This is a genomic window from Sphingopyxis granuli NBRC 100800 (assembly GCF_001591045.1).
GTDB classification, from domain to species: Bacteria; Pseudomonadota; Alphaproteobacteria; order Sphingomonadales; family Sphingomonadaceae; genus Sphingopyxis; species Sphingopyxis granuli.
The window spans coordinates 97,117-110,705 of record NZ_BCUA01000001.1; the positions used below are offsets into that span (position 1 = coordinate 97,117).

The 13,589-nt window shown below is 62.9% G+C and carries 4 protein-coding genes; all 4 read right to left on the minus strand.

Annotation, left to right across the window (positions count from 1 at the left end; genetic code table 11):
* Positions 1 to 124 precede the first annotated feature (124 nt).
* Positions 125 to 1,087: a L,D-transpeptidase gene (locus tag SGR02S_RS00485; protein WP_255211349.1), complete on the minus strand. Its 963-nt coding sequence runs from the start codon at positions 1,085 to 1,087 to the stop codon at positions 125 to 127.
* A 238-nt stretch (positions 1,088 to 1,325) separates the two neighbouring features.
* A complete protein-coding gene (locus SGR02S_RS00490) occupies positions 1,326 to 9,752 on the minus strand; it encodes a GH36-type glycosyl hydrolase domain-containing protein (protein WP_067105034.1) in 8,427 nt (2,808 codons plus the stop codon).
* A gap of 2 nt (positions 9,753 to 9,754) precedes the next feature.
* Entirely contained in the window at positions 9,755 to 10,768 is a 1,014-nt protein-coding gene (locus SGR02S_RS19375; protein ID WP_082796849.1) for a universal stress protein, read from the minus strand.
* A gap of 247 nt (positions 10,769 to 11,015) precedes the next feature.
* On the minus strand, positions 11,016 to 13,400 hold the full coding sequence (ppsA, locus tag SGR02S_RS00500) for a phosphoenolpyruvate synthase (protein WP_067105035.1): 2,385 nt from the start codon (positions 13,398 to 13,400) through the stop codon (positions 11,016 to 11,018).
* Positions 13,401 to 13,589: the final 189 nt, after the last annotated feature.

Sequence of the window (13,589 nt, forward strand, 5' to 3'; positions counted from 1 at the left end):
GCCGCTGCCAGAAACACGCATTCGATTTCGAGAACTGTGGGGCGGCGCATCATTCAGCTTTTCAACTGCCGAGTGGCAATATTGCGCAGTCCGCTTCGTGCCGGATATGCCTCCATGACGAGCATTATTCTGGATCCTCACCCGTGATCACGGTGACCGGCGCGCCCGTGCTTCCACTCTGCAAGCTATCCGCTGTCACAATAAGCGTGCTTCCCGGCTTGAGGATCGTCAAAAGATTCTGGCGGAACTCCTCGGGCAGTGTCAGCCGCTCACGCTCCTGTCGGGATACTTCGCCCGCCCGGGCGCTCCCGAGCAAGGGCAGATACATCCAATGTGTTCCGTGTTGGTCGATGGAGGAAAGCGTGAAGGCCTGCAGCCCCGAGATCCGTCCGCGGATCGCGATGGGCGTGGAGCCGATCTCGATCCCATTGCGCAAGACCACGGCCCGCTCGTCGGAAGCGCTGAGAATGATGGAGACCGGGCCGGTGGGCGCTTTTTCCGGTTGCCAGGTCGTGGAGAAGGCGCTCTCGAATGAAGAGGGCGGGCTTCCTCCATCTTCCAACACGTTCGGGGCTGGAGCGAAACGCGGAATGTCCGACGATTGGGTAATGATCACCGTCAATCCGAGTTGGGTAACCCCATAGAGGCGTTCAGCAAAGTCCAGGGGCAGCCGTATGCAGCCATGCGATGCAGGATAGCCTGGGAGATTGCCGGCATGCATGGCGATGCCGCTCCAGGTGAGCCTTTGCATGTACGGCATAGGCGCATCATCGTAGAGGTTTGATTTGTGATCGACCTTCTTCTGCAGGATCGTGAAAATCCCCGTCGGCGTCTCATGGCCGGCAGTACCTGACGATATGGTCGAAATCCCGATCAGGACACCGTTGCGGTAAACATAGGCGCGCTGCTTGCTGAGGCTGACGACGATGATGACGGGGCCTTCCGGAGCGGCTTCGGGCGCCCAGAGAAATTGTCCCGGTCGCAGGTTCTGGGCGGTTGCTGCGATCGAGCCTTCATCAAGCCTTGCCTGGGCGAATGCCGGCGGAATTGCCAAACCAAACACGCTCATCGTTGCGGTTGCCAGCAAGGAACGGCGCGTGAGGTGCGAGGCTGAGCCTATTGTCATTCAACATCTCATTCATGGAACAATGCGTGGGCAGGGGATGAAATAAAGCAGATGGAAGATCGTCGACCAAAGCTGGTGCCGGCTCATAGCTATATGGGCAAACACTATATGGTCGGGGAGCGTGGAAAGCATTTCAAGCACCAAGCCGGAATTGGTAGATTACCGGATGGCGTGCGAGGGAGGCGATGTGTGCCTGACGTCACGCGGGCCGAGCAAGCCGGACGAGGACGTTGCGCGTTGCCCCGCCTTCAGGAAACGGAACTCCGGGCGCATGCCACTCCGCGCCATCGACGAATATCCGCGCTTCCTGATCGAGATCGTGATCAACCTGCAGCGTCACGGTAATAACCGCCGACCCGCGACGGAAGGTCATCTCCGCTCGATCCCAATCTCGCGGCAAGCTCGGGCGGATCTGCAATTCATTCTGGATGAGCCGTACGCCAAGGATTTCCTCGACGGCCAGGCGCCAGGTCCAGGCAGCCGCACCGGTGTACCAGGTCCATCCGCCGCGACCCAGATGGGGTGCCACACCCGCAATGTCGGCAGCGACCACATAGGGTTCGGTCCGATAATGTTCCGCAGACTCTCGGGTTGATGTGTGCCGGATCGGATTGATTCGGTCGAACAGAGACATAGCGCTGTCGCCATCGCGCGTGCGCGCAACGGCGATGGCGAGCCAGGCTGCGGCATGGGTGTATTGGCCGCCATTTTCACGAATGCCGGGCGGATAGGCCTTGATGTAGCCCGGTTCGCGCGGTGTTCGGTCGAAGGCGGGGTCAAGGAGCCGGATAATGTTGTCGTCATCCCGGACGAGGTGTTTTCTCGCTGATGCGATAGCCTTCTCCGTCCGCTCAGGATCCCCGGCGCCCGAGAGTATGGACCAGGACTGCGCGATCGAATCGATGCGGCACTCTTGCTCTTCGGACGTGCCCCAAGCCCTGCCGTCATCGTCGAATGCGCGCAGATACCATTCGCCGTCCCATGCGGATCGTTCGACGGCGGCCGCGAGAGAGTCGGCGCGCCCGTTCCAGCGATCCCGAAACCCGGTTTGGTTTTCGTCGAGACAGTTTCGCGTGAAATTTCGGATGGTCGCGATGATAAACCAGGCGAGCCATACGCTTTCACCGTGTCCCCGGCTACCCACGCGGTCCATGCCGTCATTCCAGTCGCCGGCACCGATCAAGGGAAGCCCATGCGGTCCGAGACGATAGGCATGCGAAAGCGCCCGGTCGCAGTGGTTAAAGAGGGACCGGGTGTATGTGCTGACGTCAAAACGCGCATAGCGGTCGCCTTCATCGGCCGCGAGCGGCGGCGCTTGCAGATAGGAAATCCGCTCTGCAAGAATCCCCGTATCGCCTGTGGCTTCCACATAATGTGCAACGGCATAAGGGAGCCAGGCGAGATCGTCCGAACACCGGGTCCGTACGCCCCGGTCAAAGGGCGGATGCCACCAGTGGAGGACATCGCCTTCCTCGAACTGATGGGCGGCCGCGGCCAGGATATGGCGCCGCGTCGCCGCTGGATCGACGTGCAACTGGGCGAGGACATCCTGGAGCTGATCGCGGAAGCCGAATGCTCCGCTTGCCTGGTAGAAGCCGGCGCGGGCGCGCACGCGGGCGCTGATTGACTGGTGGGGGAGCCAGCGGTTGACCATGAGGTCAAAGGCCGGGTCGGGTGTCGTGACCTGGACGCGGCTTAGCCTTTCGTCCCAGGCGGCGGCACAGGCGCTGGCGGCAGCTTCGATGTTCGCCGGATCCTGCCAGGTGTGCACCAGTTCACGGGCATGATCCCAATTCTCGCCTTGTCCGAGAACGAAGCAGACATCCGCGGTTCCATCGGCCGGAATGTCGAGATGGACCTGAAGCGCCGCGCAGCAATCGTCGGCGGCGGCAGCCGGCCTGTTTCCGAGATCCCAGCTCAAAAGTGCTCCCGGGCGTGCGGGATCGGATTGGCCGCCCTCGAAATCCTGGCGAGAGGTCGTGAAGCTGTGGACCGGATGCGTGGTAGCGAGGAAGGCTACCCGGTCACCGAATTCCTCGGTCCAGGGGTTCCGCGCGAGAATTGCGTGGCATGCCGGATCGTAATCGGATGTGCGCAGAGGCGCCTGCTCGCCGTGGACTGCGCCGAGCAGCCATTCCGCATAATAGGTCGCCGTGATCCGGCGAGGGGTCGGCGTGAGGTTGCGCAAGCGCAGGCGGACCAGTTTGACGGGGGCGGCGGTGGGAACGAAGACCGAGAGCTCCTGTTCAAGTCCCTCGCTGCTCTTCCGCCATGTGGTCTGGCCCGGGCCATGCTGAATTTGACATGCCGAATGCCTGCCTGCCGGCAAAGGCGTGGGGCTCCACAGGCGGACATTTTCTTCGTCGCGCAGGTACAGTCGTTCGCACTGGGGGTCGCGGATGGGGTCGTTGAACCAGGGCGTGAGCCTGTTCTCACCGCTGTTGGCCGCCCAGGTGAACCCCAGCCCGCCTTCGGTCACGATCGTACCGAAGGCGTCGTTGGCGAGGACGTTCGACCAGGGCGCCGGAGTGGTGGCGCCGGGCTCCAGACAGATGACATAGTCTCCGCTATTGGGAGCAAAACCACCCCAGCCATTGTCGAATCGCAGATCGGACGGCCTCGGCAGCGGAGAAGAGGAGTGTATCGCTGCCGTGCCATCGACGGGGGTGAACGACGGCCCCTGGTGGCATGGCTGCTCCTGGCGGGTGAGTTGATTGCCGAGTGGCCCGCCGCCCTCGTCGAGGATCACCCGCGAAACCCGATCGAGGAGCGCCGCGCGTTCGCCATCGCCGGGCCCGATACCGATCACGTGGATGCCGCCGTTCGTCCCGAGGCGATCCTGGGCGTTCTGGTCTCTGAGCACCTCAAGAAGCTGCTCGCGCACAGGCTCGATATAGCCTGACGTTCCTTCGTGCGTGATCACAAGATCCACGCTTATTCCCCGTTGCCGCCAGAGCGCCTGCGCCGAGATGACGAAACGCAGCAGACCGGTCTGTTCCGCGGTTCCGGCGCGCAGCAGGAGGACGGGGTGGTCACCCGAAATGCCAAGTGCCCAAAGATCACCACGGCGGAATCCGTGAGAAGCCGATGGAGGAGGATTGGTGCGGGCAGAGAGGAGGAAGGACAAGAGTTCCTGTGCTTGCGGTACCAACGCTGGCGACAGGCCGAGGGCGTGCATGTCGCGCGCTGTTGCGGTCGCGGCATCGCTAACGGCCCACTCGAGTGAAGCGAGGGTTGTGTAGCGCTCGGCGATATCGAGCGTGGACTGGTGGGACGCGGCGGCGATTGTCACAAAGGCGAGTTCGCGCCGGCCATGCGGCGGAAGTTCGATCCTGAGCCTGACCGCACAAACCGGATCGAGCGTCCAGCCCAGCGTTCCGCTGAGCGCTTCTCCTTCCATCCCGGCCGGTCGGCTGGCGCTGCCGTGGCGGCCGAGGAAAGCCCTGCGATCGGCCTCCACGCCAAGGCGCGTGAAGCCATCGTCATCGCCGATCACCCGATGGAGCATGACGGGGGGCTTCTCGGCGGGATTCCGGGGGCGCCGGGTGAACAGCAGCCCGTCACCACCCGGCAGTGCTTCCGCGCCGACGAATAATTTGCTGAAAGCAGGATGGCGCGCCGCGTCTTGGGCCGGCGCCAGCACGATCTCGGCGTAGCTGGTGATTTCGATGATGCGAGGACGGTCTTCTTCATTGACGAGGCTGAGGCGCCGGATCTCGAGGTCATCACCATTGGCGATGGTGATCGTCGTTGTGGCCGACAGGCCATGTGCACGCCGATGGAATTCGACCTGATGGGCGTGGAAAACCACCTGTGGCGGCTCTTCCGGTTGAGGAAATGGACCTCCCGTCGCCGCCCAGACATCGCCGCCGTCGATGTCGCGCAGATAGAGCCAATGGCCCGCCTCCGGATCGTCCGGGGCGACCCTGGTGAGCGCGTTCTGGTTCCAGCTGGTGCTCCCAGCGCCGTCCGTGCGGATTCGGGTTGAGAGGCGACCATTCCCGAGCACCTGCCAGGCAGGATTGCCGTAACGGTGGTTTGGCGTCCAGCTGTAGAGGCCGGGAATTGCGCTTTCGGGCGTGGCTTGCGGTTCCCGGATCTCGACCCGTGCAATTTCGGGGGGCAGTTCCCACGGGATGCGCTCGTTGAGGAGGAGATCGACGGTTCGCACATGAGGGTCTGTGTGGAACCAGCGAACATGCAGGTTCTCGAACAGGACATTGCCAAGAGCCCCGAGGCTCATGCCATGGTGGTGCGCCATGTAGGAGCGCACGAGGGCGAACCGCTTTCCTGTCGGCACGCGCTCGGGCGTGAAGTCGATGGCCTCATAGAAGCCGTAGCGGCCGATGACGCCCAGCTCCTCAAGCACCCTGAGATTTCGTACGGCGACTGCGGGGCGTGTCGTCAGCGCAAGGGCGGTTGCATAAGGTGCGACGACGAGATCGCGGCCCAGGCCGCGTTGCAGCCCGAGTTCCGGGACGCCGAAGGCGTGGTACCGATAGACACGGTCCTGACTCATCGAGGCAAATGAGGACTCGGAAATTCCCCAGGGGATCGCCTGCGATCGACCGAACGCGATCTGGATGTCGATCGACGTGCGATCGCTCATGCCGAGAAGAGTGGTTGGATCGCTGTGCAGGAAGATATTCGGCATGAGGTATTCGAACATCGAACCGTTCCAGGACACCAACGCCAGTCCGGTATCCTTCCTGGTGATCGGGCGGCCCAGGTGGAACCAATGCTCCGGCGCTATGTCGCCCTTGGCGATTGCGAAATAGCTGGCAAGTCGGGCTTCGCTGGCCAGGAGGTCATAGTGATGGGGATCGATGCGGTCGGCGCTGAGATTGTAGCCGATGTGGAAGAGCCGGGTGGCGGGATCGAAGAGCAGCGCAAAATCCATCTCGTGGGCGAGTGTGGTCGCGCGGTGCGCGAGGCCCTCCAGGCGATCGGAAAGCTCCTGCGCGGCCAGGCGGCCCTCCGCGATCGAAGCGCGGAGATCCTGTATCCATTCCCGGACGGCATCAGGAACCGCATCTCGTGAGAAGGCGTCGAGGGCGTCGAGGGCTTGCGCCTCCCCGGCGCTGACCGGCGATGTCATGCCGTAGGTCATGAGAGCCGCGACCCGGGCCGCGATTTCGGCGCAGCCTGACGGCGGAGATGCAAGGCGCTCGGTCCAGGGGGCGAAGATGCGAAGATCACGCCGCATGCCCAGCAGATGATGCTCCAGCCGCTCAAGCCAGGTCTGAACGTCCCGAAGGGCGGCGATATTGTTCTCGGCAGCGCTCTCGGCAAGCAAGCCGGCCTGTTCTCGCAGCCTCTGCATGTCGATCGTGATCAGATCTTCGATCGCCCAGATCCATTCGGGTTCATTGTCCCACGCGTGCTCGGCGGTTTGACGCATGGTAGCGAGAGTGGTGCGGATTCCTTGAGCCGCCTCCGAATCGAGTGCATCCAGCGCTCCGGCGAGCAGGCCGATGGTGTCTTCGAGCCCGTGCCACAGATCGAGGCCAACCGGTGGTGCGTTACGCGCATCGCGCAGAGCTTGCGTGACGGTGATCAGGCTGACCGCCAGATTGCCGCTATCGACGGTTGAGACGTACCGGGGCTCGAGAGCGGCCAGCGTTCTGGTCTCGTACCAGTTGAGAATATGGCCTCGATAGCGTTCGAGGCGATCGATCGTCTCGAGTGCGTTGCGCAGGCGCATCTCGAGTTCATTGAGGCCGATATGTCCGAACCGCCAGGCGGTCAGGGATGAGATCAGCATCATGCCGATGTTGGTTGGGGAGGTACGGTGCGCGGTCTCTTCGTTCGGCGGTTCCTGATAATTGTCGGGAGGGAGCCAGTTGTCCTCCGGCCGCACGAAAGTTTCGAAAAAGAGCCAGGTGCGGCGCGCCACAAGCCGGAGGAACTTCCTGTCCGCTTCGGAGATGGGTTCCGTGCGCCGGGGGAGAATGCGGCTGATCGAAATCGCAACTTCTGGCGCAACAAACCAGAGCAGCAGCACAGGTGCGGCGGCCGGCAAGGCGGCAGGGGCGATCATGACAATGGCGCCAGCAACAAGCACTGCGAGCACTGGAGACGCGGCCATATCACGCCAGGCGGCGAGCCGGGGATGCCGGGCGGCGATGCGGCCCGCCATATGTGCAGCCGAAGTCCATTCGAGCCTCTTTCGCCCCGATCGCAGCCGCCAGAGGGTGACGAAGATCGCGTGGAGCGCGATAAATGAGTCGCTGACGAGGAACGTGATCGCCAGCGCCCATCGGCCGAGTTGATCTGCTTGTTGCCGAAGAACGCGTTGCATGACACCGCGCCGACGGCCCCGGGCGACGCCGGTGACGAGATCGGTGAAGAGATAGGCAGCGGGCGCAGCAAGTGCGAGGAGCGTCCATACCCAGGGCTGGCCATGGAGCAGGAACCAGCCGCCCAGCAGAAGCGCGACGATGCTGAAGGGGATCAGACTGCGGCGCAGATTGTCGAATATCTTGAGGCGGTCGAGCCAGCCGAGCCGGTTGCGGAGCCAGCGTCCGTCGCGGCCGGGTACGAAGGGAAACAGCCAGGGCAGGATTTGCCAGTCGCCGCGCACCCAGCGGTGCCATCGCCACGCGAAATCGAGGTAGCCGGTCGGGAAGCTCTCGTAGACGATGATATCGCTCGCCAGCGCTGCGCGGCCATGCAGGCCCTCGAACAGATCATGGCTGAGCAAAGTGTTCTCAGGGACGCGGCCATCGAGACTGCGCTCGAAAGTGGCGACCTCATAGATCCCCTTTCCGACGAAGACACCGGAGCCAAGGAGGTCCTGGTAGACGTCCGATACGGCGCGCGAATAGATGTCGATCGCCGTGTCTCCGCCATAAAAGCGGGAGAAGAGCGACTGACCGGTCGTGTCCGGCGCCAGTTCAACGCGAGGCTGGATGATCGTGTAGCCGCGTTCCACGCGACCTGAAGCGGGATCGAAACGGGCTTTGTTGAGCGGATGCGCGAGCGTGCCGACCAATCGGCGAACGACCCCGTGCGGGAGACGGGTGTCGGCATCGGCGGTCACGACGAAGCGACATTTGCGCAGGGCGTCGATCCGACCGGCGATCACGCTGAAAGGCGTGGAAATCCCATGGAGGATGTACGCATTGAATTGTTCAAGTTTACCGCGTTTGCGTTCCCAACCCATCCAGGATCGGTGTGTCTCATTGTAGAGGCGAGGCCGGTGGAGCAGGTGAAACGGACCGTCGCCCCGGGCGCCCGGGTAGCGCTTGTTGAGCTCGTCGACACCCGAGACCAGCGCCTGCGTAATGTCGTCATCGGTCGGCATGTCCTCAGCATCTGCGTCCGCGAAGTCGCTGAGCAGGACGAACTGGAGAGCTGTATCGGAATTTGCCAGTCGATGCGCCTCAAGCCGTTGCAGGAGGGAAGGGATGTCGGAGGCGTTCGCAACGAGGACAGGCATGGCGACGGCAGTGGCGCAGTCCTTGGGGATTCCTTTCTTGAATTCGAGCTTGGGGAGGACCCGTGGAGGGACGATCTGGGTCACGAGCCAGTTCACGAACGTGATGCTCAGGATCGACGCAGGGAGCAGCGTCAGGGCGATGCCGAGCAGCCAGGAGCCGATCGAGGCCTCTGTTGACGCGAGATAGGCGGCTGGCACGGCGAAGGCGGTGAGTCCTGCCAAGAGTAAAGCGCACGCGTAGAGGACGCCAGGGTAACGGCGTATGCGGCGCAGCATCGGGCCCAAAGTCCAGGGGCGCGGATCGATGGCATCCGAAAAGAAGGCCCGCCCTTCGTCGATCAACCAATAGCCGACATGGCCCGAGGGCGAGTTCTCGCTGCTATGGCATTGTCGCAGGGCTCGCTCCGCAACCTCCCATTCCGCCAACCGTGACTGCTCGGCAAGTTGCTCAACGGCGTGACGGTATCGGTCGCGGGTATCGAAATCCATGCGCGGATAGACCCCGGCCGGATCGCGCCTGAGGATTGCCTCGACCCGGCTCGTCCGATCGAAAAAGTCATTCCACTGGATGGTCGCGATCACCGCCAGGTTGGCGATGGCGCGTGCCACATATTCTGTATCGTCGAATGCCGCTGCGCATGCGTCCGGGGTCTCGACGATCTGGAACGGTGGCTCAACTTCGGGGAAGAGCCGGCTGAACGCAGTGACCAGAAGCTCCAGGCAGACGATGCGGAGCATCGTCGGGAAGGCCCAGATTTCGGCGATGCTGAGCGGCATCTGCTCCTGATAGCGGTCGACATAATGGACCGCCGTGTTCAGCGATACCTGAAGGTGGGAAGCCTGCAGGAGCGAGTGGGCCAGTTGATGGATGCGCGGGCGCGCGAGGCCGCCTTCGCCGAGGCCTGGCAGTTTCGCGTAGAATTCCTGCGGAAGATCCTCACGGATCTGGAGGATGGCTCGCTGGATCTGATAATCATTGTCCAACAGCCACTCGGCCGCCGAACTGGCCTGTGGTTCGGCCTTGCCCGCGGCGAGCCGTGCCTTGGTCAACCATCCTTTCATCGCATCAAGGCGGGTCCAGGCCATGAGAGGGGCCGAGCGGCTGATCAGGCCGGTGAGCTGGTGGCGGGCCGCAGTGTCGGCGGCGGCCCCGCTGATGGGATCGCGTTCCTCGAGATCGGCCATGATCAGCCCAGGCCGCCGACCGGCAACCGGAGCCTTTCGTGCACAGTTGGGAGGGATGTCTGCGCCGGGCGAACTGTGGTCGGCAGAACGAGCATCGGTACGCTGCAGTGCGTCATCAGGTAGGAGGCGACCGTGCCATAGGGAACGTCCGCCACATGCTCGTGGCTATGGCCACGGGCTGACATCACGGCGAGATCCACGGCTTCCTTTTGGATCAGTTCGTTGAGCGCCTCGCGGACATCGTCTGCGCGGGTGGACAGGATGCGAACGCGAAGGCCGGTCGCTGTCAGGTTGGATTTGACCCGCTGAAGATAGCTGCACGCGGCCTGTTCGTTGCGCTCGATGAGACTTTGGCGAAGCTCCTTGTCTTCCATTTCCAGCGGCCGTGCCTCGATCATTTCGGGGGCAGGGACGACATGGGCGAGGAGGATTTCCGCGTTGGCGGCGCGCGCAATGCGTGCGGCCAACGGCAGCACGCTCTCTGCCCAGCGGGAACCGTCAAGTGGCACGAGAATTCGCTGGTAGCTCTGGTCCGGCGCTTGAGCCTCGACGGGGACGAGCAGAATGGGACTGGGCGCGTGGGCCAGGATTTTCTGAGCGGTGCCGCCAATCCCGCTCTTGCCCAACTCCTTCCTTCCGCGCCTTCCCAGCACGATCAGGCCATCGCTCCGTTCGCCGATGAAGCGACAAATCTCCTCTGCCGTTTGTCCTTCGGCGAGTTCGATCGTGGTATGGGGTGTTGGCGTCCGAGCAGCGTTGGCGCATCGATCCAGCGCGCGCAATGCTTCCCGGCGCCGAAGATTCCACTCGATAGGATCGGGGCGCACGTCAGGAGACGCCTCGGCGTCGAGAACCTGAAGGAGTGTTACCGGGAAATCGAGTGCGTCCGCGAGCGCAGCGGCGTGCGGATAGACCCAGGCATTGCGATCCGCGCAGTCGATACAGGCAACGATGCCTGGGTCGGATGCGGGCGGATGGGGCTGGGGTGGGAGAGGAAACGCAGCGACGGCAGACATGAGACACAACCTCCTGTTGCCGTTCGTCCCCCGGCGATCGGCGGCTTTGAGTGCTGCGGACCCTCTTGGTGCGCTGCGTGGACCAGCTCTTGCTCCCTGCCGATTCGAGCCAGTGTGGGGCACGCTATCGGGGCCAGTCAGGGGATGACATTAGGGCTTTTACGAATAGGGATGGCTGGGGGTGGAGGAGCTGAACCGGTGTGGCGGCAAATGTCGCGACATACACGCTGGTCAGGCAAGTCGGAGATCAGCTCGTCGAGAGGCCTTCGGCTGCGGAAACAGCCTGCGCCGTCCGCACGAAGCTGTCCGGGTTCAGCGATATGGAGTCGATACCCTCAGCAACGAGGAAAGCAGCGAAGTCGGGATGATTGCTCGGTGCCTGGCCACAGATGCCGATCTTGATGCCGGCCGCGTGAGCCTTGCGAATGGCCTCGGCGATCATCCGCGTAACGGCCTCGTCGCGCTCGTCGAACAAGCTGGCCAGAAAGCCCGAATCGCGATCAACGCCAAGCACCAGCTGGGTGAGGTCGTTTGACCCGATTGAAAAGCCGTCGAAGCGCGTGGCGAACTGCTCGGCCAGGATGACGTTTGAGGGAATCTCGCACATCATATAGATTTGGAGGTCGTTCTCGGCGCGGCGCAGGCCGTTCTCGGCCATGGCTTCGAGGACGCGATCGGCTTCGGCCGGGGTGCGGCAGAACGGGACCATCACGATGACGTTGCGGAAGCCCATGGTTTCACGCACCCGTTTGAGGGCGCGGCACTCGAGCGCAAACCCTTCGCGATAGCGTTCGTCATAATAGCGCGACGCGCCCCGGAATCCGAGCATCGGGTTCTCTTCCTCGGGTTCGAAAACGTCACCGCCTACAAGGTGGGCATATTCGTTGGTCTTGAAGTCGCTGAGGCGAACGATGGCGGGGTGCGGGTGATAGGGACTTGCGAGCTTGGCGATACCGCGAGCGAGGACATCGACGAAATAGTCGGACGGGTGTGCGTATCCGCGCGTGAGGTCCCGGATCTGGCGCTGGGCTTCCGGGCTCGCCCGCTCGGGGTGGACGAGCGCCATGGGATGGACCTTGATGTGGGCGTTGATAATGAATTCCATACGGGCAAGGCCGACGCCCTTTGCGGGCAGCCTCCACCACTGGAAGGCTGCTGCCGGGTTGGCGATATTGACCATCATGTCGGTCCTGGTGGCCGGCAGGGCGCCGATATCGACCTCGGTCGCCGAGAAATCGAGGATGCCGTCGTAGATCGTGCCAACGTCGCCGTCGGCGCAACTGATCGTGATGTCCTGATTTTCGGCAATGACCTCGGTGGCGTTGCCTGTGCCGACGATCGCGGGCACACCAAGTTCGCGGCTGACGATGGCGGCATGGCTGGTGGTCCCGCCATGGTTGGTCACGATACCCGCAGCCCGTTTCATGACAGGGACCCAGTCGGGATCTGTCGTCTCGGTCACGAGGATCGATCCATCGCGGAACTGTTCGATGTCGGCGGCGGTGCGGATCACGCAGGCCTTGCCGGCGGCGATGGCTGTGCCGATGGCGGCGCCGGTCGTAATCGCGGCGCCTTTCGATTGGAGGCGGTAATGCCGGAAGGCGGTGGCGCTGGATTGCGCCTGGACTGTCTCGGGCCGGGCCTGGACGATGTAGAGTTCGCCTGTCTCGCCGTCCTTGGCCCACTCCATATCCATCGGGCGTTGATAATGGTCCTCGATCGCGACGGCCCAGCGTGCGAGTTGGAGGATATCGGCATTGTCGAGCACGAAGGACCGGCGTTCCTGCACGGTCGTCTCGACGATGCGCGTGCGGTGGCTTCCGCCCTCGCCATAAACCATGCGGAAGGCTTTGCCACCGAGCTCCTTGTCTATAATCGGCTCGTTTTCCGGCTGCGCGAGAAGCGGCTTGAAAACGACATATCTGTCCGGATTGACGGTCCCCTGAACCACGGTTTCACCAAGGCCCCAGGCGGCACTGATGACGATGGCGTTGGGAAATCCGGTTTCGGTGTCGATCGAGAACATGACGCCCGAACCGGACAAATCCGAACGCACCATCTGCTGGATGCCGATCGAAAGGGCAACGTCGAGATGATCGAAGCCCTTCGCTTCGCGGTAAGCGATCGCCCGGTCCGTGAACAGCGAGGCGAAACAGCGCCGGCAGGCATCCTGCAGTGCGAGCTGCCCTTTCACGTTCAGGAAGGTTTCCTGTTGTCCCGCGAAACTTGCATCCGGAAGGTCCTCGGCGGTGGCGCTGCTACGGACGGCAACGGCCGGACGATCGTTTCCCGTGCGACGGCCGAGTTCCAGATAGGCAGTCAGTATTTCTTCCGCGATGTAGGAGGGCATCTCACCCTCCAGAAACAGGCTGCGAATAGCCTGCCCGGTGTCCTGCAGGGTGTATTTTCCGGAATGGAAAGCGGCGAGATATTGGGCGATCAGCGGGGCAAGCTGGTTGTGACGAACAAATGCGCGATAAGCATCGGCGGTTGTGGCGAAACCGGATGGCACCTTGACGCCCTTTTGAGAAAGAGCCGCAGTCATCTCGCCGAGAGACGCGTTCTTGCCGCCAACGGCCAGCACGTCAGCGATGGCGATTTCCTCGAACCACAGGATCAATGGCTTGGGCATGGCTTTCCTCCAGCTTGGGCATGGCGCCAGGCGAGCTGCCGCCTTGATCGCCTCGTTTTCGGGGCAACCATCGCCGGGCAGGAGGTGAGGGTCATTACGTAAGGGTCCTATGCGTGGGTTGCACAGGAGGGTCCGTTGGTCAGGGCGCCATTGGAGGTCTTCGCGGGTTTTGCCGTCAGTCGGCCTGCT

What these genes read in the sequence shown, in the direction of transcription:
- SGR02S_RS00490 (WP_067105034.1), bottom strand. Translation starts at nt 9,752, where the DNA reads ATGGCCGATCTCGAGGAACGCGATCCCATCAGCGGGGCCGCCGCCGAC.
- SGR02S_RS19375 (WP_082796849.1), bottom strand. Translation starts at nt 10,768, where the DNA reads ATGTCTGCCGTCGCTGCGTTTCCTCTCCCACCCCAGCCCCATCCGCCC.
- ppsA (WP_067105035.1), bottom strand. Translation starts at nt 13,400, where the DNA reads ATGCCCAAGCCATTGATCCTGTGGTTCGAGGAAATCGCCATCGCTGAC.